Origin of the sequence: Pseudomonas idahonensis, from assembly GCF_037903935.1 — a bacterium.
Classification (GTDB): Bacteria; Pseudomonadota; Gammaproteobacteria; order Pseudomonadales; family Pseudomonadaceae; genus Aquipseudomonas; species Aquipseudomonas danubii.
In genome coordinates this window covers 3,763,166-3,788,433 of record NZ_CP149586.1, presented here as the reverse complement: position 1 = coordinate 3,788,433, position 25,268 = coordinate 3,763,166, and the positions used below count along the sequence as shown (strand labels likewise).

Annotated in this window: 20 protein-coding genes; 14 read left to right on the top strand and 6 right to left on the bottom strand. The window is 65.4% G+C overall.

Annotated features, from left to right (window positions below; all coding sequences use genetic code 11):
* Positions 1–420: 420 nt before the first annotated feature.
* Entirely contained in the window at positions 421–5,280 is a 4,860-nt protein-coding gene (locus WIN67_RS16995) for an NAD-glutamate dehydrogenase (RefSeq protein WP_110653682.1), read from the top strand.
* 100 nt (positions 5,281–5,380) lie between these two features.
* On the opposite strand, the gene WIN67_RS16990 is transcribed toward WIN67_RS16995, so the two are convergent.
* From WIN67_RS16990 to WIN67_RS16980, 3 genes are all read right to left on the bottom strand, one after another.
* A complete protein-coding gene (locus tag WIN67_RS16990; protein WP_268562995.1) occupies positions 5,381–6,106 on the bottom strand; it encodes an META and DUF4377 domain-containing protein in 726 nt (241 codons plus the stop codon).
* A gap of 345 nt (positions 6,107–6,451) precedes the next feature.
* Positions 6,452–7,816, bottom strand: coding sequence for a hypothetical protein (locus tag WIN67_RS16985; RefSeq protein WP_272755579.1), 1,365 nt, complete (start codon positions 7,814–7,816; stop codon positions 6,452–6,454).
* 182 nt (positions 7,817–7,998) lie between these two features.
* Positions 7,999–8,313: a hypothetical protein gene (locus WIN67_RS16980; RefSeq protein ID WP_102879103.1), complete on the bottom strand. Its 315-nt coding sequence runs from the start codon at positions 8,311–8,313 to the stop codon at positions 7,999–8,001.
* A gap of 243 nt (positions 8,314–8,556) precedes the next feature.
* On the opposite strand from WIN67_RS16980, the gene WIN67_RS16975 reads away from it, so the two are divergent.
* Genes WIN67_RS16975 through WIN67_RS16965 form a run of 3 tightly spaced genes read left to right on the top strand, consistent with a single transcriptional unit; the run spans position 8,557 to position 10,744 of the window.
* Positions 8,557–9,213, top strand: a complete 657-nt coding sequence (locus WIN67_RS16975) for an STN domain-containing protein (protein ID WP_102880043.1) — start codon at positions 8,557–8,559, stop codon at positions 9,211–9,213.
* Complete coding sequence (locus WIN67_RS16970; RefSeq protein ID WP_102879104.1) at positions 9,210–9,755, top strand: RNA polymerase sigma factor; 546 nt, start codon at positions 9,210–9,212, stop codon at positions 9,753–9,755. The genes WIN67_RS16975 and WIN67_RS16970 overlap by 4 nt, the downstream gene beginning before the upstream one ends.
* A gap of 38 nt (positions 9,756–9,793) precedes the next feature.
* Complete coding sequence (locus tag WIN67_RS16965; protein WP_339069441.1) at positions 9,794–10,744, top strand: FecR family protein; 951 nt, start codon at positions 9,794–9,796, stop codon at positions 10,742–10,744.
* A gap of 220 nt (positions 10,745–10,964) precedes the next feature.
* Here WIN67_RS16965 and WIN67_RS16960 read toward each other — a convergent pair whose 3' ends face one another.
* Together WIN67_RS16960 and gspH are read right to left on the bottom strand one after the other, a co-directional pair.
* Positions 10,965–11,573 carry a PulJ/GspJ family protein gene (locus tag WIN67_RS16960; protein ID WP_110653686.1) on the bottom strand — a complete coding sequence of 203 codons (609 nt, stop codon included), beginning with the start codon at positions 11,571–11,573 and terminating at the stop codon, positions 10,965–10,967.
* Complete coding sequence (gspH, locus tag WIN67_RS16955; protein ID WP_259697720.1) at positions 11,570–12,034, bottom strand: type II secretion system minor pseudopilin GspH; 465 nt, start codon at positions 12,032–12,034, stop codon at positions 11,570–11,572. The genes WIN67_RS16960 and gspH overlap by 4 nt, the downstream gene beginning before the upstream one ends.
* Positions 12,035–12,161: 127 nt before the next feature.
* On the opposite strand from gspH, the gene WIN67_RS16950 reads away from it, so the two are divergent.
* Positions 12,162–12,590 carry a type II secretion system protein N gene (locus WIN67_RS16950; RefSeq protein WP_240322011.1) on the top strand — a complete coding sequence of 143 codons (429 nt, stop codon included), beginning with the start codon at positions 12,162–12,164 and terminating at the stop codon, positions 12,588–12,590.
* Between the two features lie 3 nt (positions 12,591–12,593).
* Here the strand turns inward: WIN67_RS16950 and gspI are convergent, their stop codons facing one another.
* Positions 12,594–12,980 (bottom strand): type II secretion system minor pseudopilin GspI, encoded by a 387-nt coding sequence (gene gspI, locus WIN67_RS16945; protein ID WP_306409095.1) that lies wholly within the window; start codon positions 12,978–12,980, stop codon positions 12,594–12,596.
* A 148-nt stretch (positions 12,981–13,128) separates the two neighbouring features.
* Between gspI and gspG the strand changes: the two genes are divergently transcribed.
* The 9 genes from gspG (at position 13,129) to WIN67_RS16900 (ending at position 25,234) form a co-directional block, all read left to right on the top strand.
* Positions 13,129–13,575, top strand: coding sequence for a type II secretion system major pseudopilin GspG (gspG, locus tag WIN67_RS16940; protein WP_339069434.1), 447 nt, complete (start codon positions 13,129–13,131; stop codon positions 13,573–13,575).
* A gap of 8 nt (positions 13,576–13,583) precedes the next feature.
* On the top strand, positions 13,584–14,567 hold the full coding sequence (gene gspK, locus WIN67_RS16935; protein ID WP_170004487.1) for a type II secretion system minor pseudopilin GspK: 984 nt from the start codon (positions 13,584–13,586) through the stop codon (positions 14,565–14,567).
* Positions 14,564–15,748 (top strand): type II secretion system protein GspL, encoded by a 1,185-nt coding sequence (gspL, locus tag WIN67_RS16930; RefSeq protein WP_339069428.1) that lies wholly within the window; start codon positions 14,564–14,566, stop codon positions 15,746–15,748. The genes gspK and gspL overlap by 4 nt, the downstream gene beginning before the upstream one ends.
* Positions 15,741–16,313 (top strand): type II secretion system protein GspM, encoded by a 573-nt coding sequence (gene gspM / locus WIN67_RS16925; RefSeq protein WP_110653691.1) that lies wholly within the window; start codon positions 15,741–15,743, stop codon positions 16,311–16,313. Before gspL ends, gspM begins: the two co-directional genes overlap by 8 nt.
* Positions 16,310–18,700, top strand: coding sequence for a type II secretion system secretin GspD (gene gspD / locus WIN67_RS16920; protein ID WP_339069422.1), 2,391 nt, complete (start codon positions 16,310–16,312; stop codon positions 18,698–18,700). Before gspM ends, gspD begins: the two co-directional genes overlap by 4 nt.
* A gap of 880 nt (positions 18,701–19,580) precedes the next feature.
* Positions 19,581–21,011 (top strand): type II secretion system ATPase GspE, encoded by a 1,431-nt coding sequence (gene gspE, locus WIN67_RS16915; protein WP_123390513.1) that lies wholly within the window; start codon positions 19,581–19,583, stop codon positions 21,009–21,011.
* Positions 21,011–22,222 carry a type II secretion system inner membrane protein GspF gene (gene gspF / locus WIN67_RS16910; RefSeq protein ID WP_102863338.1) on the top strand — a complete coding sequence of 404 codons (1,212 nt, stop codon included), beginning with the start codon at positions 21,011–21,013 and terminating at the stop codon, positions 22,220–22,222. The genes gspE and gspF overlap by 1 nt, the downstream gene beginning before the upstream one ends.
* A 542-nt stretch (positions 22,223–22,764) precedes the next feature.
* Positions 22,765–23,922 carry a substrate-binding domain-containing protein gene (locus WIN67_RS16905; protein ID WP_102879118.1) on the top strand — a complete coding sequence of 386 codons (1,158 nt, stop codon included), beginning with the start codon at positions 22,765–22,767 and terminating at the stop codon, positions 23,920–23,922.
* Positions 23,923–24,073: 151 nt separating this feature from the next.
* Complete coding sequence (locus WIN67_RS16900) at positions 24,074–25,234, top strand: substrate-binding domain-containing protein (RefSeq protein ID WP_339069418.1); 1,161 nt, start codon at positions 24,074–24,076, stop codon at positions 25,232–25,234.
* Positions 25,235–25,268 lie beyond the last annotated feature (34 nt).

Sequence of the window (25,268 nt, the reverse complement as noted above, 5' to 3'; positions counted from 1 at the left end):
TTCTGGTACGCAAGTACCGCGAAACCGGGGAAAAACCCTGGTTTTTCTCCGTCGCCTGCTAGTGTTGTTCAGGGCACCGTCCGCCAGTTGCGTGCCGTTGACCGAATATGTCGCAGCATCGCAAGCAGCTGTCGCGTTCCACTCGTTAAGCTGCGCAGCGGACAATTTGTTCTCAAGTGCAATAGGTTGCGTCTGATTTGCGATGGTCACCTGTAAAGGCATTGCGCGCTCTGAAAGCGCCAGTCGTTTTTGCAGATGCCCATCCCGGGAAGGTGAATGTGACCTGTGCGTCTCGTCCAGCTTCACCCACCTGGCATCCTGCAACCTCTGCCCGAGACCAGGAGCAGGATGCACCACCGCCCCGCAAGGGGTTTGCACGCGACGCTACCATCAATAACAAGCCCAAGCGGAGTACCACAGATGGCGTTCTTCACCGCAGCCAGCAAGGCCGACTTCCAGCACCAACTGCAAGCGGCACTGGCCCAGCACATCAGTGAACAGGCACTGCCACAAGTGGCGCTGTTCGCTGAACAATTCTTCGGCATCATTTCCCTGGACGAACTCACCCAGCGTCGCATGTCCGACCTGGCGGGCTGCACCCTTTCTGCCTGGCGTCTGCTTGAGCGCTTCGATCACGCGCAACCGCAAGTGCGCGTCTACAACCCCGATTACGAACGTCATGGCTGGCAGTCGACCCACACCGCGGTGGAAGTCCTGCACCACGACCTGCCGTTTTTGGTGGACTCGGTCCGTACCGAGCTCAACCGTCGCGGCTACAGCATCCACACCCTGCAGACCACCGTGCTCAGCGTACGTCGCGGCAGCAAGGGCGAGCTGCAAGAAATCCTGCCCAAGGGCACCCAGGGCGAGGGCGTGCAGCAAGAGTCGCTGATGTACCTGGAGATCGACCGCTGCGCCAACGCCGCCGAACTCAGCGTGCTGGGCAAGGAGCTGGAGCAGGTACTGGGTGAAGTGCGCGTCGCCGTGGCCGACTTCGAGCCGATGAAGGCCAAGGTCCAGGAACTGATCGAAAGCATCGACAACAGCCAGTTCGCCATCGCTGCCGATGAAAAGACCGAGATCAAGAGCTTCCTGGAATGGCTGGTGGGCAACCACTTCACCTTCCTCGGCTACGAAGAATTCGTAGTCGGCACCGATCAGGAAGGCGGGCATATCGACTATGACCCAAGCTCCTTCCTCGGCCTGGCCAAGCTGCTGCGCGCCGGCCTCACCAGCGATGACCTGCGCATCGAAGACTACGCCGTCAACTACCTGCGCGAACCGACGCCGCTGTCGTTCGCCAAGGCCGCGCACCCCAGCCGCGTGCACCGTCCGGCCTACCCGGACTTCGTCTCGATCCGCCAGATCGACGCCGACGGCAAGGTGATCAAGGAATGCCGCTTCATGGGCCTCTACACCTCCTCGGTGTACGGCGAAAGCGTGCGAGTGATTCCCTACATCCGCCGCAAGGTCGAAGTCATCGAGCAGCGCTCGGGCTTCCAGGCCAAGGCGCACCTGGGCAAGGAACTGGCCCAGGTCCTGGAAGTGCTGCCACGGGACGATCTGTTCCAGACCCCGGTGGACGAGCTGTTCAGCACCGTGATGTCCATCGTGCAGATCCAGGAACGCAACAAGATCCGCGTGTTCCTGCGCAAGGACCCTTACGGCCGTTTCGCCTACTGCCTGGCCTATGTGCCGCGCGACATCTATTCCACCGAAGTGCGGCAGAAGATCCAGCAAGTGCTGATGGATCGCCTGCAAGCCACTGACTGCGAGTTCTGGACCTTCTTCTCCGAGTCGGTGCTGGCCCGCGTGCAGCTGATCCTGCGAGTGGACCCGAAACAACGCATCGACATCGACCCGCTGCTGCTGGAAAAAGAAGTGGTGCAGGCCTGCCGCAGCTGGCAGGACGACTACGCCAGCCTGGTGGTGGAAAGCTTCGGCGAAGCCCACGGCACCAACGTGCTGGCGGATTTCCCCAAAGGCTTCCCGGCCGGCTACCGCGAGCGTTTCGCCGCGCACTCGGCGGTGGTGGACATGCAGCACCTGCTGAGCCTGACCGAAGCCAACCCGCTGGTGATGAGCTTCTACCAGCCCCTGGGCCAGGTCTCCGGCCAGCGCGAGCTGCATTGCAAGCTGTACCACGCCGACACCCCGCTGGCGCTGTCCGACGTGCTGCCGATCCTGGAAAACCTCGGCCTGCGCGTGCTGGGTGAGTTCCCGTACCGCCTGCGCCACAACAACGGCCGCGAGTACTGGATCCACGACTTCGCCTTCACCGCCGCCGAAGGCCTGGACCTGGACATCCAGCAGCTCAACGACACGCTGCAGGACGCCTTCGTCCACATCGTCCGTGGCGATGCCGAGAACGACGCCTTCAACCGCCTGGTGCTGACTGCCGGCCTGCCATGGCGCGACGTGGCGCTGCTGCGTGCCTACGCCCGCTACCTGAAGCAGATCCGTCTGGGCTTCGACCTGGGCTACATCGCCAGCACCCTGAACAACCACACCGACATCGCCCGCGAGTTGACCCGGTTGTTCAAGACCCGTTTCTACCTGGCGCGCAAGCTCACCAGTGAAGACCTGGAAGACAAGCAGCAGCGTCTGGAACAAGCGATCCTCACTGCCCTGGACGACGTTCAGGTGCTCAACGAAGACCGCATCCTGCGACGCTACCTGGACCTGATCAAGGCCACCCTGCGGACCAACTTCTACCAGACCGACGCCAACGGCCAGAACAAGTCCTACTTCAGCTTCAAGTTCAACCCGCACCTGATCCCCGAGCTGCCCAAGCCGGTGCCCAAGTTCGAAATCTTCGTCTACTCGCCACGGGTTGAAGGCGTGCACCTGCGCTTCGGCAACGTGGCGCGCGGCGGTCTGCGCTGGTCCGACCGTGAAGAAGACTTCCGTACCGAAGTCCTGGGCCTGGTAAAAGCCCAGCAAGTGAAGAACTCGGTGATCGTGCCGGTGGGCGCCAAGGGCGGCTTCCTGCCCCGTCGCCTGCCACTGGGCGGCAGCCGGGACGAGATCGCGGCCGAGGGCATCGCCTGCTACCGCATCTTCATTTCCGGCTTGCTGGACATCACCGACAACCTGAAAGACGGCGCCCTGGTGCCACCGGCCAACGTGGTGCGGCATGACGACGATGACCCGTACCTGGTGGTGGCGGCGGACAAGGGCACTGCGACCTTCTCCGACATCGCCAACGGCATTGCCATCGACTACGGCTTCTGGCTCGGCGACGCCTTCGCCTCCGGCGGTTCCGCCGGCTACGACCACAAGAAGATGGGCATCACCGCCAAGGGCGCGTGGGTCGGCGTGCAGCGCCACTTCCGCGAGCGCGGCATCAATGTCCAGGAAGACAGCATCACCGTGGTCGGCATCGGCGACATGGCCGGCGACGTGTTCGGCAACGGCCTGTTGATGTCCGACAAGCTGCAACTGGTGGCGGCGTTCAACCACCTGCACATCTTCATCGACCCGAACCCGGACCCGGCCACCAGCTTCGTCGAGCGCAAGCGCATGTTCGAGCTGCCGCGTTCGGCCTGGACCGACTACGACACCAGCATCATGTCCGAAGGCGGCGGCATCTTCTCGCGCAGCGCGAAGAGCATCGCCATCTCGCCGCAGATGAAAGAACGCTTCGACATCCAGGCCGACAAGCTGACCCCGACCGAGCTGCTCAACGCCTTGCTCAAGGCGCCGGTGGACCTGTTGTGGAACGGCGGTATCGGCACCTACGTCAAGGCCAGCACCGAGAGCCACGCTGACGTCGGCGACAAGGCCAACGACGCCCTGCGCGTCAACGGCAACGAGCTGCGCTGCAAAGTGGTGGGCGAGGGCGGCAACCTGGGCATGACCCAGCTGGGTCGTGTGGAGTTCGGCCTCAATGGCGGCGGTTCCAACACCGACTTCATCGACAACGCCGGTGGCGTGGACTGCTCCGACCACGAAGTGAACATCAAGATCCTGCTCAACGAAGTGGTGCAGGCCGGCGACATGACTGACAAGCAGCGCAACCAGCTGCTGGCCAGCATGACCGACGAAGTCGGCGGCCTGGTGTTGGGCAACAACTACAAGCAGACCCAGGCCCTGTCCCTGGCCGCGCGCCGTGCCTACGAGCGTGCTGCCGAGTACAAGCGCCTAATGAGCGACCTGGAAGGCCGCGGCAAGCTGGATCGCGCCATCGAGTACCTGCCGACCGAGGAGCAGCTCACCGAGCGCGCCGCGACCGGCAAGGGCCTGACCCGTCCGGAGCTGTCGGTGCTGATTTCCTACAGCAAGATCGACCTCAAGGAAGCCTTGCTCAAGTCCCTGGTGCCGGATGACGACTACCTGACCCGTGACATGGAGACCGCGTTCCCGCCGAGCCTGGTGGCCAAGTTCTCCGAGGCCATGCGTCGCCATCGTCTGAAGCGCGAGATCGTCAGTACTCAGATCGCCAACGACCTGGTCAACCACATGGGCATCACCTTCGTGCAGCGCCTGAAGGAGTCCACCGGCATGAGCCCGGCGAACGTCGCCGGTGCCTATGTGATCGTGCGGGACATCTTCCACCTGCCGCACTGGTTCCGTCAGATCGAAGCCCTGGATCACCAGGTCTCGGCCCAGGTGCAACTGGAGCTGATGGATGAACTGATGCGTCTGGGCCGTCGGGCCACCCGCTGGTTCCTGCGCAGCCGGCGCAACGAGCAGGATGCCGCGCGCGATGTCGCGCACTTCGGTCCGCACCTGGCGGCGCTGGGCCTCAAGCTCGACGAACTGCTGGAAGGCCCGACCCGCGAAGGCTGGCAGAACCGTTACCAGGCCTATGTCGAAGCCGGCGTACCGGAGTTGCTGGCGCGCATGGTTGCAGGCACTACTCACCTGTACACCCTGCTGCCGATCATCGAGGCGGCCGACGTGACCGGTCAGAGCGCGGCCGATGTGGCCAAGGCCTACTTCGCCGTGGGCAGCGCCCTGGACTTGCCGTGGTACCTGCAGCAGATCAGCGATCTGCCGGTGGGCAACAACTGGCAGGCCCAGGCCCGTGAAGCCTTCCGCGATGACGTGGACTGGCAGCAACGGGCGATCACCATCAAGGTGCTGCAGATGGCCGATGCGCCGGACGACATGGAAGCCCGCGTGGCCCTGTGGCTGGAGCAGAACGCGAGCATGGCTGATCGCTGGCGCGCCATGATGGTGGAAATCCGTGCCGCCAGCGGCACCGACTACGCCATGTATGCCGTGGCCAACCGGGAACTGCTGGACCTGGCCATGAGCGGTCAGTCGGTGCTGTAACGGCCTGACCCCGCCCTGAACAAAAAAAGCCCCGTATCGCAAGATACGGGGCTTTTTTATTGCCTGGCGTCGGTGCCGGCAGGCGGTTGTCGGGTAAGGCTTAGCGGGTCTTGGCCGAGGCGTCCTGCTCGACCACCATGTCCAGCACGTAGACCGTGGACGGGGCGTCGGCAGGCGGGTTCTTCCATTCGTATTGCTTGACCCGCAGCACGTTGCGCACGCCGTCCTGGTGCTCGTAACCCTCGATGGACTGGTACAGCGGATGCCAGGCGTCCTGGGTTGGCAGTTGCAGGCCGGCGGCATCGTAGCGGCGCTCACGCACTTGCAGGCACTGGAAGTCGGGGATCAGCGGGTGGCTGCATTTGACGGTCTGGGCCGCCACTTCCAGGAAGCGCGTCTGGCCCTGGCTGCCGTAGCGGGTCTCGGGGGTGGGCTGGCCTACGAACTTGAGCTGGGTGCCGTCCTGGGTGGTCAGTTGCAGGGTCGGAGTCGATTCGTCGCCGCCGAAGGTGGTGCGCAGGTCGCCCTTGAACAGGCGGCCGACTTCGGTATCCAGGGTCATCAGGCTGGGGTCGCAGGCCATCATGGTCGAGGCCAGGGGCTGGACCTTGAGCACGCCGTTTTCAGACTGGAAACCGCCGAACTGGCGGTTGCAGCCGCCGCTGATGTTGAGGTTCTGCCCGGTGAAGGTCAGGCGCAGCTGGCGCTCGATGCCCTTGTCCAGGGCGGCAACGGGTTTGCCCGCCGCGTCGCTGGCCGAGACCAGTTGCCAGTAGTAGGCGGCCAGTGCGGGTTGGGCGCTGACGGAGGCAGTGCTGGCGGGCATGGAAGAGGATCCTTCAGGGGGAGTGGACGCCGGGGTGCAGGCCTGGAGCAGGGCGGCACAGACGGATACGAGGAGGATGTTTTGCTTCATGGTTCGCTCTTTCAGCCTTGATGGAGTATGGCCTGGCGCATGGGCGGCAGGCCCAGGCCGGTAACCTGTGGCAGTGATGCGCGGCGCCCGCCACCTGGGCCGGGCGCCGCCGGACGACCGCTGCCGTTACCGATTGCGATGTGACAGCACTGTGCCAGTTCGGTTTCATGGCCGCTGGCCAGCGGGAGTGTTACCAAATCTTGCACACGCGTTGCAAGCAGCGCCCCGGATTGCCCGCCGCCCAGTGTCCCGGGCTTACCAGAACCAGTAAGGCAGGAATTTGGGCGTTGGCTCATTGGCCAGTTCCAGGTGATAGGTGATGGCGTTGAAAAAGAACCCATCGAGCAAGAGAAACGCCGCCACGCCGAACGCCAGGACGATCACCTCGTAATGCCGATGCTCGGCGTATTGCCGGCCGATCCAGTAGCGCACGCCGCTGAGCAGGACAAAGCTTGCGAACACACCGGCGAAGTTGGGCTGCAAGGGCTGGGCGGCAAACGCGTTGTAGCCCAGCACCAGCAGCGCCAGGACCGCGCCGCTGGCCGGCAGGTTCAGGCACAGGCGCAGCAGGCGTTTGCGGGTGGCGCTGAACAGGCCGTTGGGGTCGACGAATATATAGGCCGCCAGCAGGGAAATGGCCGGGGTGATGGACACGATGTAACGCGCCTTCTTCGAGTTGGGAATGCTGAAGAACAGGATCAGCACCAAGAACCAGGCGCCCAGGTACAGCAGCAGGCGCGGTGCCGACGGCGGTGGCGCGCTGAACCCCTGCCTGGCGCTTCTGACCATGACGCACAGGGCGTAGAACGCGGTGAAGCTGTAGGTGATCAGCCCGACGCTGAAGTAGAAGTAATAGCGTGGCGAGTGATTGCTGGCGATCCGGCCCAGGCCCTGCATCTCCAGCACTTGCTGCATGAAGGCGTCACCGCCCTGCACGTGGGCGGCCCAGGCCAGCAGGGCGACCCCGGCGGCGAACAGCAGGCCGCTCAGCAGCGAGAACCCGACCAGGGTCCGCCACTGCCGGCTCAGCAGGTAATAGGTGCCGACCACCAGTGCCGGGCCGATCATGCCGATCGGTCCGCGCAGGGCAAAGCCCAGGATCAGCCCAAGCAATACCAGCGCCAGGCGTGCGCGCTGTTGCTTGAGATCGGCGGTGTAGGCCAGGTAGAAGCAGCCCGCGGTGATCAGGGCGGGGTAGATGTCCAGGGCCAGGGAGTTGACGCTGTCCAGGAACGCCCAGGTGAACAGCGCAAAGAGCACGCCGCAGACGCCCCATTTCTGCTCATGCAGGGCCCCCAGTTTGTAGATGAACACCAGCATCAGCGACGCGGCAATGCACAAGGGCAGGCCCATCGACAGCACGGACAGCTGGCCGAAGGGTAGCGACGCCAGGTAGACCAGCAGCGTGTTGACAACGGTGTAGTCGGGATACGGCTGCAGATCGTCGGCGATGGGGAACAGCGTCATGCCGTGCTGCAGCATGTACTCGGCGAAGTCGACGAAGCGCGTGGTGTAGTTGAGGACGGCCGGTTTGTATTGCAGGCCCATGAACAGCACGAGGGCCACCAGGAAAATACTCAGGCCGGGTCGTTGCCAGATTTGTTTTTGAACGCTTTCCATGTTCACAACACACAAAAAAAGCCGACGGTATGGTGGCCAGCACTCGAACGCGTGCACGAATGGCGGCGTGGCAGGTTGCTGGCACCGGTTTTTGGGTGCAGCAATCTAGCGCGGCCGAGGTTAACGGCCGGTATAGGGGCGCAGTCCCGGCAGTGGCCGCTTCAGGCCCGAGGAGCTGGCCCTCAGGGCCGTTGCGGCTTGACCGAAGTGCCGAAGGTATTACCCATGCGCACGCTGGTGGCGGCCGGTGTCGAGAGCCCGACCTGGTTCGGCGGGCGCTTGTGCACCGGGTCCTCCATGGCCTGTTGATTGGCCTGGGCCGCCTTGACGGCGTCCGGGTCGTTGCCCATCTGTTTGCTCAGGCAGTTGTAGTCGGGGGCCTTGTAGCCGCCGACGCTGACTTCCACGCAACCCTCGCGGGCCTCCTCGGCCTGCAGCGTCCAGGGCAGGGCGCACAGCAGCAACAAGGTGGCGGCGTATTGGCTTGAACGATTCATCCTGGCCTCCTGGCAGGCCCGGGAAAGCGGGCCTCGATGCCGGCCGAGTGTAGTGCAAACCGATGACTGAAAAAGTGATGGTTTTTTTGCCGTGGCCGTAACACCAGATTCATAAACTGGCCTCAGGATGACGCTTTTAGGGATTGGACTGCAGTGCAGCGACGCAGCGCGCAGGTCGGGCGATGGACTTCATTGCACGGGGGCTTGGCGACCTGTGTGCTGGGGTTCGTGCTGCTGGCGCCGATGCCGCAGGGCTGGGGCCAGCCCGCTGTCGAGGGACCGCCCCGGGTGGATTCCCAGGCCTTGCTGACGCTGGAGATTCCGGCGCAGAACCTGGTGGATGCCCTGGAGTTGTTCAGTCGCGCCACAGGAATGGCGGTGCTGGTGGATCGGGAGTTGACCCGGGGGCGGCGGTCGGTGGGGGTCAAGGGCCGCTACAGCGCTCAGGAGGGCTTGAGTCGCCTGCTGGCGGGCAGTGGCCTGATGGCCCGTTATGCCCGCAGCGATGCCTTCACCCTGCAGGTGCCACAGGCCACGCCGGCCACGCCGCTACCGGGTGCGGGAAGCAGCCGGGCGGCGCGGCTCAACAGCAGTTATGCCAGTGCCGTGCAACAGGCGGTGGAACACAGTCTGTGTGGTTCGGCGTTGACCCGTCCGGGCCGCTTTCGCGCTTTGTTGCAACTGTGGATCGGCGCCGATGGCCGGGTGCAGCACAGCCGCCTGGTGAGCTCCACCGGCGATCTGCAGCGCGATGAAGCCTTGGTGCAGCGCCTGGCGGACACCCGGGTTCAGCGCCAGGCGCCCAGCTCGCTGCGCCAGCCGCTGACCTTACTCTTGATACCGGACACAACAGGGAAACGCATGGACTGCAGGGAATGGGAAGGAGCTTCCGGGGTATGAAAAATACCGCACAGAGTGCGATGGTCAGGCTGTTCCTGACGTCCTACGAGGACTTTCGGGTGCGCTTGCGCAGGCGCCTGGGCTCCGAGGACCTGGCCAACGACGTCCTGCATGAAACCTACCTGCGGGTCGACCGCATGGAAGAGCCGCCCAACCTGCTGCAACCCAATGCCTACCTCTATCGCATGGCCCTGAACATTGCCGCCGACCGCCGCCAGTCCGACGCCCGGCTGCTGACCGGCGACGAGGTCGAGGAACTGCTGCACATCGCCGATGACACCCAGGACCCGTCGCGGGTGGTGGGCGGCCAGAAAGAAATCCAGACCCTGCTCAAAGCCCTCTACGAACTGCCGGCGCGGCGGCGCAAGATCTTTATCGCCGCGCGCCTGGAAGAGGCGCCGCACCTGGAAATTTCCCAGCGTTTCGGCATTTCCACACGGATGGTGGAGAAAGAAATCAAGGCTGCCCTGGGCCATTGCGCCTTGCGCCTTGAAAGAAAAGTCATTCAGCGGTTCGGTCCCGGGGCCGGAAAACTGTCCTAGACAAAGAGTCCCTGATCAATCCGTGAGTACCTGCGCGCTTGAACATTTTTAGCATCTGCCCCCCCCAGGCCTCGGCGGACCCGCAACTGTTGAGGGAAGCCCAGGACTGGCTGGTCCTCCTGACTTCGGGTCGGGCCACCGTGGCCGACGCCCGGGCGCTGCGCCAATGGTGCGCACAAAGCCCGCAGCACGCGGCCGCCTTCGAGCACACCAAGGCCCTGTGGCACTGCCTGCAACCGGCAGCCCAGCAGCTGGAGCAACAGTCCCGGCCTCGGCACTTGGGGCGTCGGGCGTTTCTGGGTGGCGCGATTGCGGCGTCGGCGGCGCTGTTCATGGTGCGGTTCACTGTCCCGGGCGGCTTTGCCGGGCTGACCGCGGATTTCGCCACCGACGTCGGTGAGCAGCGGCGGGTGGACCTGGCCGAGGGCGTGAGCCTGGAGCTCAATACCCAGACCCGCATCAGCCGCCGCGACCCCGGCGCGGGCGAGCAGGGCATCGAGCTGCTGGAGGGCGAGGTGGAAGTTTTCAGCCACAGCACCCAGCCGCTCAAGGTCCAGGCCGGTGATGGTTGGCTGAGTGCGCGCCAGGCGCGCTTCAATTTGCGCAACACCGATCATCAGGTGTGCGTGACCTGCATCGAAGGCAGCCTGCAAGTGGCAGTGGCGGGGCGCAGCATTCGCCTGGACAGCGGCCGGCAACTGACCTACGACGCCAGGGCGGTGGGCGAGCCGATCGCCGTGGACCCCCGCAGCGTGATCGCCTGGCGCGAGCAGGTGCTGGTGTTCGACAACGCCAGCCTCAACACCGTGATCAGCGAGATCAACCGCTATCGTCCGGGGATGCTGGTGCTGCTCAATGCCGAGTTGGGCCAGCGCAAGGTCCAGGCGCGCTTCAACCTCAACCAGTTGGCGGGCGTGGCCTTGCTGATTCGCGACGCCTATGGCGCCAAATGCACCGAGCTGCCCGGTGGCGTGGTACTGCTCAGCTGACACCCCGCGATATCCCTGCGTCTCCTGCGTCGCAATGCCGCCCAAGCCGTTCGCAGCCTGCGGCAGCGGCTACACAAACCTGATTCGGCACTGACCTGTAGCCGCTGCCGAGCCCTTGGCGAGGCTGCGAAAAGGCCCGCAGGACCTTGCCTGGCGATCTTGCGTCGAACCCTCAGCGTTTCGAACTCGCAGCGTCACCCACGCAGCCGTTCGCAGCGTGTTAGAGCAAGGGCCCTAGCACTTGCCGGTAGCGCTCTTCGCCCTGGGGCGTTTGCCGCACCAGGCGGATCTCCAGGCCCGGGGGATTGTCCTGGCGATTGCCACTGAGTTGACGCCAGCCTTTGTCAGGGTTCCAGACCCGTACCTGCAAGTCGCTGACCCGGCCAAGCACGGCCACTCCGTTCTTGGGTGCCGGCAAGGGATAGCGGTCCCGAACCTCGGCCTCGGCGCGGTACAGGGTGTCGCCCTTGAGCCACCAGCGCACGCGTTGCAAGCCAACCCCCGGGGCGGGGGCGCTGCGGATCACTTCCAGGCGAAAGCCCTTGCTGTCGGAACTGCGCACGCTCAGCGGGGCGGGGCTGTCGGGTTCGGCCTCGTCGGTCTCTCCCAGGCTTGGTTCGCGCAACTGGGAAGCGGCCCGCAAGGCCACGTCGCGCTCCAGCTGATTGAGGCTGCGCAGCAGCTCCTCGGTCTGTTCGGTACTGGCCCGCAGATGGCTGTCGGCCCGGGTGACGCTGTCCAGGCCGCGCCAGGCAATCAGGCTGACCAGCGCCATGAGCATGATCGCCACCATCACCTCGATCAGGGTAAAGCCGCGTTGTGTCGTCATGGCTGGCTCACCACCCGCAACTGGCCGCTGGCGCTGCGTTCTACCCGCAAGCTGTTCTGGCCGTCGGACAGCACCACCTGCAGCGGCGGGTTGATCCATTCGGCGTTCAGTACCAGGCGCTGCCTGGGCTCGATATGCACCTGCAGCGTCGGGCTTTGCCACTGCCGTGGCCGCAGTTGCCGGTCGTGGCGAAAGTCGTCGATGCCGCTGCCCTCGTCTTCGCGGCGGCTGAAGCTATAGCCCTTGGCCGTGGCCCGCCAGGTGATCGGCCGGCCGTCGGCCCGGGCTTCGGCCTGGGCCACTTGCAGCAACTGGGCCAGGCCCTCGGCGTCCTTGCGCAGGGTCTGCAGCGGATCGGGGCGGATGCTCAAGCCCACGGCGGCGCTGGCGATGCCGATGATCACCAGCACCACCATCAGTTCGATCAGGGTGAAGCCCTGTTGCTTGCCTGTGTGTCGCACCTTGTGCTCCTTGGCGAGGGGACTGGCGCGCCCGACGCAGATGATCGCGCAGTGAAATAAAACCGTGAGAATTGAGCTGTAGGCTGTGGCAACGGACAAACAGGAGGTCCCGCCGATGCTACGTGCCATGTCATTTCCGTCGCGCCTTGACGCCCCCCGGTTGCTGCAATACGCGGCGTTGCTGGCGGCCCTGGCCGGTGTTGCCACCTGGTCGTCGCTGCTGCTGACCCCGGCGCAATCCCAACCCCCGGCAGTGGCGCCCCAGGTGCTCGCCGCGCGCTCCGACAACCCGGCCTTGCAGTGGTTTGCCAACCAGCCGGTGCAGGTGGATATCAAGGTGTCCGGGGTCATGGCCGGCGCCCGTGGCGCGGTGGCGATCCTGAGCCTGAACGACGGTCCGCCGCGCAGCTTCCTGGCCGGCGAGCAACTGACCCAGGGGGTGCGCCTGGCCGCCGTCGAGGCCGACGGCGTGCTGATCGAGCGCGGCGGCGAACAGTCGCGGATCAAGGTCAGCAAGCTGCCGGACTCGCCGCTGCTGCCACGGCTGACACGCTGACCCTCACTGGCGCGGCACCTGGGGCCGGCTGACCAGGGTTTCCAGGCGGGCCAGGGGCGGCGCCTCGCGGCTGCGCTCGCGCACCTGGACGCTGACCCGCAACAGCCCGGGCGCGGTCGCGGCGCCAATCGTCTGTTCGCAGCGCAGCTTCAGGCGCCCCTGGTCGCAATCGACGCTCTTCAATCCGCTGGGCAAACGGCCTTCCAGGCGCAACTCGGCAAGCCGGCTCTGCGCCGCCAGCAAGGCCAGGGACTTGTCCCGCAGCAGGCCGTTGCTCTGGGTCATCAGCCCGGCCACGCGCACCGCCGCGGCCATCGCCACGGCAATGATGGCCAGGGCCACCAGCACCTCGATCAGGGTAAATCCAGCTTGTTTGGACACGGCTCGCATGGGCCCCTCGCGACTGGGAAACAGCCTCGCAGACTAGCTTGCGGGCTTGACCGAATGGCGACTGAAACTCCCGAGGTTTTTCAATACCACTGACATATCTTCTTGCAACACTGCGCGACGAATCGAACTCAAGCCAAGGAATGTCGAGATGGATATCGCGCCTGTCACCTCAACCGCTGCACCCCGAAGCCAGCGTGGCTTCACCCTGATCGAGATCATGGTGGTGGTGGTCATCCTCGGGATTCTGGCCGCGATGGTGGTGCCCAAGGTCCTGGACCGCCCGGACCAGGCCCGGGCCACGGCGGCCAAGCAGGACATCGCCGGCCTGATGCAAGCCTTGAAGCTGTATCGCCTCGACCACGGCAGCTGCCCGAACATGAACCAGGGCCTCAAGGTGCTGGTGGAGCGTCCGGCCAATGCCAAGGACAGCAACTGGCGCTCCTACCTGGAACGGCTGCCCAATGATCCCTGGGGCCGTCCGTATCACTACCTCAACCCGGGGGCCAATGGTGAGGTGGACGTGTTCTCCCTCGGTGCCGACGGCCAGCCCGATGGCGACGGCGTGAATGCCGATATCGGCTCCTGGCAGCTGTAAGGCCGGCCATGAACAGCCATTCGCCCCATGCGGCGAAGCAGCGTGGCATGGCCATTATCAGCGCCTTGCTGATCGCCGCGGTGGTGGCGGTGCTGGCCGCCGCCATGCTCTCCCGGCAAAGCACCTTGACCCGCAGCGTGGAAGCCGAGCAGGCGCGGGTGGTGGGGATCGGGGTGTTGCAGGGCGGCCTGGAATACAGCCGGCAATTGCTCTGGGACGCCCGTCAGCGCGACGTCCTGACCCGACTCGACCAGGCCTGGGCACGGCCCATCGGCGATCAGGCCTTGGGCGGCTTCAACGCGGGGTTCCAGGGCCGCCTGCAGGACCTGCAAGGCAAGTTCAACCTGCGCAATCTGGTGTTCAACCAGCAAGTGGACCCGGTGCAGTTGCAGGCCTTCGAACAGCTGTGTCAGCTGATCGGCATCGACAGCGCCCTGAGCCGACGCATCAGCCAGCGGGTGATCGCTTCCTATCCCCAGCGCTTGGGCAGCACAGCGCACGCCGCCAGCCAACCGGGCAGCTTCAACAGCGGTCGCCTGACGTCCCCGGGCGCGGCGACCCAGACCTTGCCGCCCCGGCAGCCGATGCTGCGCAGCCTGGACGACCTGCGGGGCATCCAGGGCCTGGACGAGGCCCGGCTGGCCCGTCTTGAACCCTACGTCAGCATCCTGCCGGGCAACACCTGGATCAACGGCAACACCGCCAGCGCCGAGGTACTGACGGCGGCGGTGCCGGGGCTGCCACTGTCCCGGGCCAAGGCCCTGGTGGCGGAACGCGATGCCGGGCACTGGTTCATCAACCGTGGCGATTTCCTCAACCGTCTACGCATGCCCCATCTTGCGGTAGAGCAGATCAAGGTCGGCATCACCAGCGAATGGTTCCTGCTCCAGGGCCGGGCTCGCCGCGATCAGCGCCGGGTCAGCCTGGAGGCCCTGTTGCACCGTCCCGAGGACCGCATGCCCCAGGTGATCTGGTCGCGGGTGGGGGCATGAGTCGCTTGCGCATCGCCTTGCCGCCCCTGGCCGAGTTGATTGCGGCTGAAGCGCCATTGGCCAGCCCGGTGGACTTCGCCCGGCTCGATCGCAGTGGGCGGGTCGGGGAGATCGGCCGCTGTCCCCTGGGGCAACTGGCCCAGGGCGGCAAGCCGGTGCCGGTGGAGTGCTTCCTGCATCCGTTGGACAGCCTGCTGACCCATATCGAATTGCCTCAGTTGCCGGCGGCGCGGATCAAGGCCGCGGTGGACTGCGCCGCCCAGGCGCTGATCCTCGGCCCCAGTGAGCAGATGCACGTGGCCCATGGCGCCCGGGATGCCCAGGGTCAGGTGGCCCTGAGCTGGTTGCCCAAGACCGCACTGCAAGCCCTGGGGCGTCTGTTGGCACAGGCCGGCCTGAAGCTTCAGGGGCTGTACCCGGCGCCTTATGCCTTGCCGGTGCCGCCGCCGGGGCAAGCCAACCTGTGCCTGCTCGATGGCCAGCTGCTGCTGCGCCAGAGCAGCGGGCAGGGCAGCGTGCAGCCGCTGGTGGAAGAAACCCTGGAGCAGTTGCGGGCTTCGGGCTGCGAGGTGGGCTGGATCGGCGATGCCGCGCCGCCGGTCTGCCAGCTGCTGCCGGGCGAGCAACGCTGGAGTGGCCCGCTGCCGGGATGGGGCTTGCACGCCGGCGCGGTGGCGGGGGGCGTGAAGGTCCAAGGCTGGGGCCGGGCCCTGGGGTGCTGCGCCCTGGCCGTGCTGGTCTGGGTCGTGGGGCTGAACCTGTATGCCGCCCGTGAGGCCGAGCAGGGCCAGCGGCTCAAGGCGCAGATGAGTCAGCGGGTCAAGCAGGTGTTCCCGCAGTTGCCGGTAGTGCTCAATCCCCTGCAACAGGCCCGCCAGCAACTGGCGGCGCAGCAGAGCGGGGCGGCTGACCCGACCCAGGTGTTCAGCCGTCTGTTGCAGCAGGCCGGCAGTGCCATGCCGTTTATGGTGGGCAGCGTGCAGAGCCTGAGTTTCGCCGAGGACCGCTTGCAGCTGGAGCTGCTGCCGGACACGCCCAAGAGCGCCGACAGCGCCTGGCAGGGCGCCTTGACCCAGGCCGGCTACAGCGTCCAGGCGCAGGGCAACGGCTGGAGCCTGAGCCCGGCCGCAGACGAGCCGGCCAACGTCGCCGACAACACCTCGGGAGCTGAAGATGAATAAGGCCAGGCTGGCGCAGTATCAGGCGCGCTGGTCGCGCCTGCGGACCCAGGTCCATATCCAGGTCCAGGGCCATTGGAACACGCTGGCACCAAGGGAAAAACGCCTGTTGAGCGCCACCGCCCTGGGCGTGCTGGGGCTGTTGCTGTGGTGGCTGCTGATCCAGCCGCCGCTGAAGACGATCGACTACTGGCAAGCCGAGACGCCGAAGCTGCGCGCCCAGGCCGAGGCCCTGGAAGTGCTGTTGCACGAGGCGGCGGGCCCTGACAGCCGGGGCGCGAGCCTTGAGCAATCCTTGCGCCAGACCCTGGACGGCGCCGGGCTCAAGGACCACTACCAGTTGCAACAGCCTGATGAAGCCGGCCCCGAGAGCTGGCGGTTGACCTTTGAGCAGGCCCCGGCGGATGCCGTGGTCGGCTGGCTGCTGGGGGCTCCCCGGCAGCTTTCACTGCAGGTGGTGGAGGCCCGTCTGCAACGCGCAGCCGCGGCCGCCGCCCAAGACTCGGCAGGCACACTGTCCGGGACCGTTCGCATGGATCAGGCGCAGGGCGCTAAGGAAGCTTCATGAAGTGGTCAGGTTGCAATTACGTGCGCCAGTGTCGCAAGGCCGCACCTTTTCTGCTGCTGGCGTTGGGGGCCTGCAGCAACACCCCGTCCACCACGCCGCCGCCCTTGCTGGTGGACAGCGAACTGGGCCAGCCCCTGGCCAATACCCAGCGCAGCGGCGATGCCCTGCTGGATCGCCAACGCTTGCAGGCGCAACAGGCTCAACGGCCGAAAGTGCTGCACCCGGTGACCAACAGCAGTCGCGGCCACAGCAGCCCGCGCAGCACCAGTGTGCCGCGCAGCCCCCTGGGCAATCAGCCGGTGCAACTGAACTTCGTTGACGCCGATATCCAGGCGGTGGTGCGGGCCTTGTCCCGCTCCACCGGCCAGCAGTTCCTGGTGGACCCGCGGGTCAAGGGCAGCCTGACCCTGGTCAGCGAAGGCCAGGTGCCGGCCCACCAGGCCTACGACATGCTGCTGGCGGCGCTGCGCATGCAGGGCTTTTCCGTGGTGGACGTGGGCGGGGTGGCCCAGGTGGTGCCCGAGGCCGATGCCAAGCTGCTGGGCGGACCGATCTACAGCGCCGACAAGCCAGCGGGCAACGGCATGCTGACCCGCACCTTTCGCCTGCAATACGAAAATGCGGTGAACCTGATCCCGGTGCTGCGGCCTATCGTTTCGCCGAACAACCCGATCAACGCCTACCCGGGCAACAACAGCATCGTGGTCACCGACTATGCCGAGAACCTGCAGCGTGTCGCGCAGATTATCGACGGCATCGACACCCCCAGCGCCATCGACACCGATGTGGTGGCGGTGCAGAACGGCATCGCCGTGGACATCGCGACCATGGTGGCCGAACTGCTGGAAACCCAGGGCGCCGACCAGACCCAGAAAATCAGCGTGATTGGCGACCCGCGTTCCAACTCCATCATCATCCGTGCCGGCAGCCCGGAGCGCACCGAGCTGGCGCGCAACCTGATCTACAAACTGGACAACGCCCAGAGCAACCCGAGCAACCTGCACGTGGTCTACCTGCGCAACGCCCAGGCCGGCAAACTGGCCCAGGCCCTGCGCGGGCTGCTGACCGGCGAAAGCGACAGTGGCAGCAGCGACGGCGCCCGGGCCATGCTCAGCGGCATGGGCGGCAACAGCCAGAGCGGCCAGAGCCCGACCCAGAACAGCAGCGGCACGCCCACCGGCAGCGGCAACGTCAGCAACAGTGGCAGCAGTGCCTACGGCCAGGGCAGCAACTCCGGCAGCGGTTTGAGCGGCACTGGCCAGTCAGCGGATCAGAACACCGCCTTCAGCGCCGGCGGGGTCACCATCCAGGCCGACGCCACCACCAACACCTTGCTGATTTCCGCCCCGGACCCGCTGTACCGCAACCTGCGGGAAGTCATCGACCAGCTCGACCAGCGTCGCGCCCAAGTGGTAATCGAAAGCCTGATCGTCGAAGTCGGCGAGGACGACGCCAGCGAATTCGGCGTGCAGTGGCAGGCCGGCAACCTGGGTGGGCGTGGCGGCTTTGGCGGCGTCAACCTGGGCGGCAGCGGGCTGGTGGGGACACCGGCCAGCAAGACCAGCATCGACGTCTTGCCCAAGGGCCTGAACATCGGCGTGGTCAACGGCACCGTGGACATCCCGGGGATCGGCAAGGTGCTGGACCTCAAGGTCCTGGCCCGGGCGTTGAAGAGCAAGGGCGGGACCAACGTGTTGTCGACGCCGAATCTTTTGACCCTGGACAACGAGGCGGCGAGCATTTTTGTTGGCCAGACCATTCCCTTTGTCACCGGCAGCTATGTCACCGGAGGCGGCGGCACCAGCAACAACCCGTTCCAGACCGTGCAGCGTGAAGAAGTGGGCCTGAAGCTCAATGTGCGGCCGCAGATTTCCGAGGGTGGCACGGTCAAGCTGGACATCTACCAGGAAGTCAGCAGCGTTGATCCTCGCGCCTCGGTGGATGCCGGGACCGTGACCAACAAACGCGCCATTGATACCAGCATCCTCTTGGATGACGGGCAGATCATGGTGCTGGGGGGGCTGCTGCAGGACGGTTACAGCCAGAGCAATGACGCGGTGCCGTGGCTGTCGAGTATTCCTGGACTTGGGGCATTGTTTCGCAATGAGAAGCGCAGCATTACCAAGACCAACCTGATGGTGTTCCTGCGGCCTTACATCATTCGCGACAGTGGCGCGGGGCGCAGCATTACCCTCAATCGTTACGACTTCATGCGCCGGGCGCAGGGGGAGTTGCAGCCGGAGCGCAGTTGGGCGATGCCGGATATGCAGGCGCCGCAGTTGCCTTCGGCGGCGAAGGCGATTCCGGGGGCGGTGCCGGTGTCGTTGCAGACGCCTGGGGGTGGGCAGGGGCCGCGGGCGACGATCAGGGCGGTGCCGGTGCAATGAAGGTGTTCATTCAGAGGCATGGAGCCTATGTCCGTTGTTGTGGTCATGGCCACTTTTGCAGGGGCTTTGACGGCCAATGGAGGGGGTACATATCCGTTGCTGCGGGTGTGGCTACTTATGGTTTCGCCCTTACGGCGAGTCCCTTTTTTTCAAACGCCAAAAAAAGGAACCAAAAAACGCTTGCCCCTCCATGGGCCCCTCGCTGGGGCTCGGGGTTCCCTCGCTTCGGCATTGCTCCGGGGGCCCGCCGCCAACCGGCCATCCATGGCCGGGTGGCGGCTAGCTCGGCATCCATGCCGAGCTGCCCCCTACGCAACGCCTACGCTCGGCCGGCTGGGAAGGGGCCGGAAGAGCAAGAGCAAGAGCAAGATCAAAAGCCAAAGCCAAAACCAAGGTGCGCAGGCCGGCTCTTTGTAGCCGCTGCCGAAGGCTGCGAAACCAGGCGACGCGATATGTCAGGAATATCGGGGAGGCAGGTTTAGCGTCTCCTGCGGAGCCGGTCGCAGCCTTCGGCAGCGGCTACAGGTAACGCGAGCGGCAATGAAACAGGCCGGCCGGCAGGCCGCCGTCAGATTTTGATCTTGCTTTTGATTTTGATCTGAGCGCCCCGTTAACCACGATGGCCGAACGCAGGCATTGAGCCGTGGGTAACCCGGCAGGACGCCGGGTTAGCCGCCACCCGGCCATGGATGGCCGGTGGCGGCGGCCCACGGATCAATGCCGGAGTTCGGGCATGCCGAGCCTAGGCGAGGCACCGAGTGGAGGGGCAAGAGCCTTTGGTTACTTTGGGCTCTTTCCAAAGTGACTCGCCGTAAGGGCGAAACCATAAGTGGCCGTGACCGCAGCAACGGATATGCCCCCCAATCAGGAGACCCAAACAATGCCCACTCAGCCCCTCCAGCTCCCCTACGCCTGGGCCAAATCCCAACGCATTCTCCTGCGTCACAGCGAGCAGGGCGCCACCCTGCTGGTCTGCCCCTCGACCCCCGGCTGGTCCATCAGCGAAGCCCGCCGCCAGTTCGGCCCCGCACGCCTGGAACGCATCCGCGACGACGAGCTCGACGGTCTGTTGGCCACGGCCTACGCCGACACCGGCAGCGCCGCAGCGGTGGTCGGTGCGGCGGAGAACGAGGTGGACCTGGACCGCCTGATGCAGGACATGCCGGAAATCACCGACCTGCTGGACACCCAGGACGGCGCCCCGGTGATCCGCATGATCAATGCCTTGCTCACCCAGGCCGCGCGGGATGAGGCCAGTGATATTCACATCGAGCCCTTTGAAACCCACTCGGTGGTGCGCTACCGGGTCGACGGCACCCTGCGCGATGTGGTCTCGCCGCGCAAGGCGCTGCACGGGGCGCTGGTGTCGCGGATCAAGATCATGGCCCAGTTGGATATCGCCGAAAAACGCTTGCCCCAGGACGGCCGCATCGCCTTGCGGGTGGCCGGCCGGCCCATCGACATTCGGGTGTCCACGGTGCCCACCGGCCATGGCGAGCGGGTGGTGATGCGGCTGCTGGACAAGCAGGCCGGGCGCCTGCAACTGGAAACCCTGGGCATGGACCCGGACCTGCTGGCGCGTCTGGATGGCCTGATCCGCCAGCCCCACGGCATCGTCCTGGTCACCGGGCCCACCGGCAGCGGCAAGACCACCAGTCTCTACGCCGCCCTGGCCCGGCTGGATGCCAGCACCAGCAATATCCTCACCGTCGAGGACCCGGTGGAATACGACCTGCCGGGCATCAGCCAGATCCAGGTCAACGCCAAGATCGACATGACCTTCGCCCTGGCGCTGCGGGCGATTCTGCGCCAGGACCCGGACGTGATCATGATCGGCGAGATCCGCGACCTGGAAACCGCGCAGATCGCGGTCCAGGCCTCGCTTACCGGGCACTTGGTGCTGGCGACCCTGCACACCAACGACGCGGTGTCGGCGGTCAACCGCCTGATCGACATGGGGGTGGAGCCGTTCCTCCTGGCCTCGTCGATGCTCGGGGTGCTGGCCCAGCGGTTGGTGCGGCGCTTGTGCAACCAGTGCAAGCAAGCCGATCCGGCCAATCCCGGCACCTGGCACCCGGTGGGTTGCCCGGCCTGTAACCACATCGGCTACAGCGGCCGCACCGGGATTCATGAGCTGTTCTGCATCGACGATGACATCCGCAGCCTGATCCACCAAGGCGCTGACGAGCAGGCCCTGCGGGCCGCAGCGCGGCGAGCCGGGATGCTGAGCATGCGTGAGGACGGCGAGCGCTGGGTACGCAGCGGCGCCACCGCACCGGAAGAAATCCTACGTGTGACACGGGACGCCTGATGAATCGCTATCGCTACGAAGCCGCCGACGCCCTCGGCAAGATCGAATCCGGACACCTGGAAGCCGACAGCCAGGGCGCGGCTTTCGCCAGCCTGCGCAGCCGCGGCCTGACCGCACTGCAGGTGCAACTGGACAGCAACCCTGGCAGCGGCGCAGCTGGGGGGCTCTTCAGCCCCAGGCTCAGCGACAACGACCTGGCCTGGGCCACGCGCCAGCTGGCCAGCCTGCTGGGGGCCAGTCTGCCTCTGGAGGCGGCGCTCAGCGCCACGGTGGAGCAGGCCGAGCGCAAGCACATTGCCCAGACCCTGAGCGCGGTGCGCGCGGATGTGCGCAGCGGCATGCGCCTGGCCGAGGCCCTGGCGGCGCGGCCCCGGGACTTTCCGGAAATCTACCGGGCACTGATTGCCGCAGGTGAAGAGTCCGGCGACCTGGCCCAGGTCATGGAGCGGCTGGCGGACTATATCGAGGAGCGCAACGGCCTGCGGGGCAAGATCCTCACCGCCTTTATCTACCCCGGGGTGGTGGGCCTGGTGTCCATCGGCATCGTGATCTTTCTGCTCAGTTATGTGGTGCCCCAGGTGGTCAGCGCCTTTTCCCAGGCCCGCCAGGACCTGCCGGGGCTGACCCTGGCCATGCTCAATGCCAGCGACTTCATTCGTGCCTGGGGCATCCAGTGTTTCGGCGCCCTGGTGGCGGGGTTCTGGGGGTGGCGGCTGTACCTGCGCAACCCCCGGGCACGCTTGAGCTGGCACAGCCGGATTCTGCGCCTGCCGCTGTTCGGGCGTTTTGTCCTGGGGTTGAACACCGCGCGTTTCGCCTCGACCCTGGCGATTCTCAGTGGCGCCGGGGTGCCGCTGCTGCGGGCCCTGGACGCGGCGCGCCAGACCCTGTCCAACGACCGCCTGAGTCAGAGCGTCAGCGAGGCCACGGCCAAGGTGCGCGAGGGGGCTAACCTCGCGGCTGCGCTGCGGGTGGAGAAAGTCTTCCCGCCGGTGCTGATCCACCTGATCGCCAGTGGTGAAAAGACCGGGGCCTTGCCGCCGATGCTGGAGCGGGCGGCCCTGACCCTGTCGCGGGATATCGAACGCCGGGCCATGGGCATGACCGCGTTGCTCGAACCGCTGATGATCGTGGTCATGGGCGGTGTGGTGCTGGTGATCGTGATGGCGGTGATGCTGCCGATCATCGAGATCAACCAGTTGGTCACTTGAACCGCACAACCCGACCGGACCTGACCCCGTCCGGCCCGGTCTGGGCCGGTCCGTAGGAGCTGGCTTGCCAGCGAAGGCGTCGGCCCCGGCGATGCAGGTCTCGCGGGCCCCTTCGCCGGCAAGCCGGCTCCTACGAGAGCGAAGGTGTGGTCCGAAGGGCAGGGCAGCCGGAAAATTTCACGCGGCCTGCCTCACTCCCGACCCGGCAATCTGCCAAGCTCGGGTTCCTTGTTCTGTCATGTTCCGGCGCTGTCTGCACTAGCTTCGGCGCTTGCAGAGCGATGCCGGCGCCAGCTCGGGCAACCTGGCGCTCACCTACCCGGGAAAGGCCCGGAAAACGGCGCCAAACACCCGAGAATCTTTTGCCAAAACAGTCGGTTTCTCCCGAGGTTTTTTCCTTTATCTGTCACCGGAAGCTGCGAACTTCTCTCTCCATGGCCTCACCCCTCAAGCCCTCTGGATCAAGGCTTCTGGCCCGAGTGCCATGGCGTCATGCAAGAGCTATTCACCCAACGTACGAACACGACGAAAGGAGATTCTTCATGTTTAAGCGCAACGTTCTCGCGGCATCCCTGACCCTGGCTGCCCTGTGCTCGGCACAGGCTGCCCTGGCTGATATCAACGGCGGTGGCGCCACCCTGCCACAACCGCTGTACCAGACCGCTGGCGTACTGACCGCCGGCTTCGCTCCCTACATCGGCGTAGGCAGCGGCAACGGCAAGGCTGCCTTCCTGAACAACGACTACACCAAGTTCGTGGCCGGCACTACCGGCAAGAACGTGCACTGGGCCGGTAGCGATTCCAAGCTCTCTGCCGCTGAACTGAGCGCCTACGCCACCGGTCACGAAGCCGCCTGGGGCAAGCTGATCCAGGTGCCTTCGGTGGCCACTTCGGTTGCCATTCCGTTCAACAAGGCCGGCACTGCTGCGGTCAACCTGAGCGTCAATGACCTGTGCGGCGTGTTCTCCGGCCGTGTTTCCGACTGGAGCCAGATCGCCGGTTCAGGCCGTACTGGCGCCATCACCGTGGTTTACCGCAACGAAAGCAGCGGCACCACCGAGCTGTTCACCCGCTTCCTGAACGCCAAATGCGCCGAGACCGGCACCTTCGGCGTGACCACCAACTTCGCTACCAGCTACACCGGTGGCCTGCCTGCCGGCGCTGTGGCCGCAGTGGGCAGCCAAGGCGTGATGGATGCCCTGAACGCCGGCGACGGCCGCATCACCTACATGAGCCCGGACTACGCCGCGCCAAGCCTGGCCGGTCTGGACGACGCCACCAAGGTGGCCAAGGTGGCCGGCGTTTCGCCTGCACCTGCCAACGTTTCCGCCGCCATCGGTGGCGTTCCGGTTCCAGCTGCGGCCGATCGCGGCAATCCGGACAAGTGGGTACCTGTCTTCGGCAAGGCCGGCGCGACCGGCACCGTGCCTTATCCCGATACTGGCTACCCAATCCTGGGCTTCACCAACCTGATCTTCAGCCAGTGCTATGCCGACGCCACTCAGAGCGGCCAGGTGCGTGACTTCTTCGCCCGTCACTACGGCGCGACCACCAACAACGACGCGGCCATCACCGCCAACCGTTTCGTACCACTGCCTACCGCTTGGAAAACCGCGATCCGCACCACCTTCGTGACCGCTTCCAACACCCTGAGCATCGGCAACACCAACGTCTGCAACAACATCGGTCGTCCGCTGTAACGGCGAACCCCACCGAGCGGCAACACCCGATCAGCAACGGTTTCGGCCGTTGCTGATTTTTTTCATCCAGCATCTGTTCAGAGCGCGCATCCAGCGGGCTTACGCCCTCCGAACGGCCAGTGACATCACCGGATAGGACAGGAGTCTTGTCATGCCCAAAGCTCAATGGTTGATCGCTTCACTGTTATACGGCGCGTTCTGCGTCCAGCAGGCCCAGGCGGATATCAACGGTGGAGGCTCGACCTTTACCCGGCCGCTGTATCAGACCTCCGGGGTGTTGACCGCGGGGTTTGCGCCCTACATTGGCGCGGATCAGGGCCGGGACAAGGTGGCTTTTCTACAGAACAACTACAGCGTGCTGGTGCCTGGCGCAGCCCCCAAGACCGTGCATTGGGTGGCCAGTGAGTCGAGGCTTAGCGCGGTGGAACTGAGCAACTACGCCTTGGCCCATCAGGCGCAGTTCGGCAAGCTGATCCAGGTGCCTTCGGCAGCGACGAGCGTTGCAATTCCGTTCAACAAGCCCGGCAGCCATGAACTGGACCTGAGCATCGACACCTTGTGTGGGGTGTTCTCGGGGCGTCTGTCCCGCTGGGAGTTGATCCAGGGTTCCGCACGTAGCGGCCCGATCACCGTGGTTTATCCCAAAGGTAGCAGCGGCTTCACCGAGCTGTTCACGCGTTTCCTGAATGCCAAGTGCAATGAAACCGGGACCTTTGCCGTGACCACCTACTTTGATTCCAGCTATTCGGGCGGGCTGCCGGCCGGCGCGCTGGCGGCCAATAGCGGTGACGCCATCATGACGGCGGTGAATGTCTGGGATGGCGCCATCACCTTCATGAGCCCGGCCCTTGCGGCACCGACCCTGGCCGGTCTGGATGACGGGAACAAGGTGGCCAGGATTACCGGCGTCTCGCCGGCGCCGGCCAACATTGTCAATGCCATCAACAGCGTTGCGCTGCCTCCCATCGCCGAGCGCAGTAACCCGGACAAGTGGGTGCCGGTGTTCGGCAGGAACTGGGAACAGGGCGTCTTGCCTTATCCGCAGAGCGGCTATCCGATCCTGGGCTACACCAACCTGATCTTCAGCCAGTGCTATGCCGATGCCACTCAAAGCAATCAGGTCCGTGACTTCTTGGCTCGCCACTATGGCGCGCTTGAGGCCCGAAACAATGACCAGGCAATCAGGGCTCAGGGCATGCTGCCCTTGCACCCGTCCTGGAAAGTCGCCGTGCGTTCCAGCTTCCTGAGCGCCACCAATGCCTTGAGCATCGGCAATCCCAACGTCTGCAACGGCATCGGCCGGCCACTGTGAGCTGGCTCCGGCAGCGGCTTGGGCCGTTGCCGGA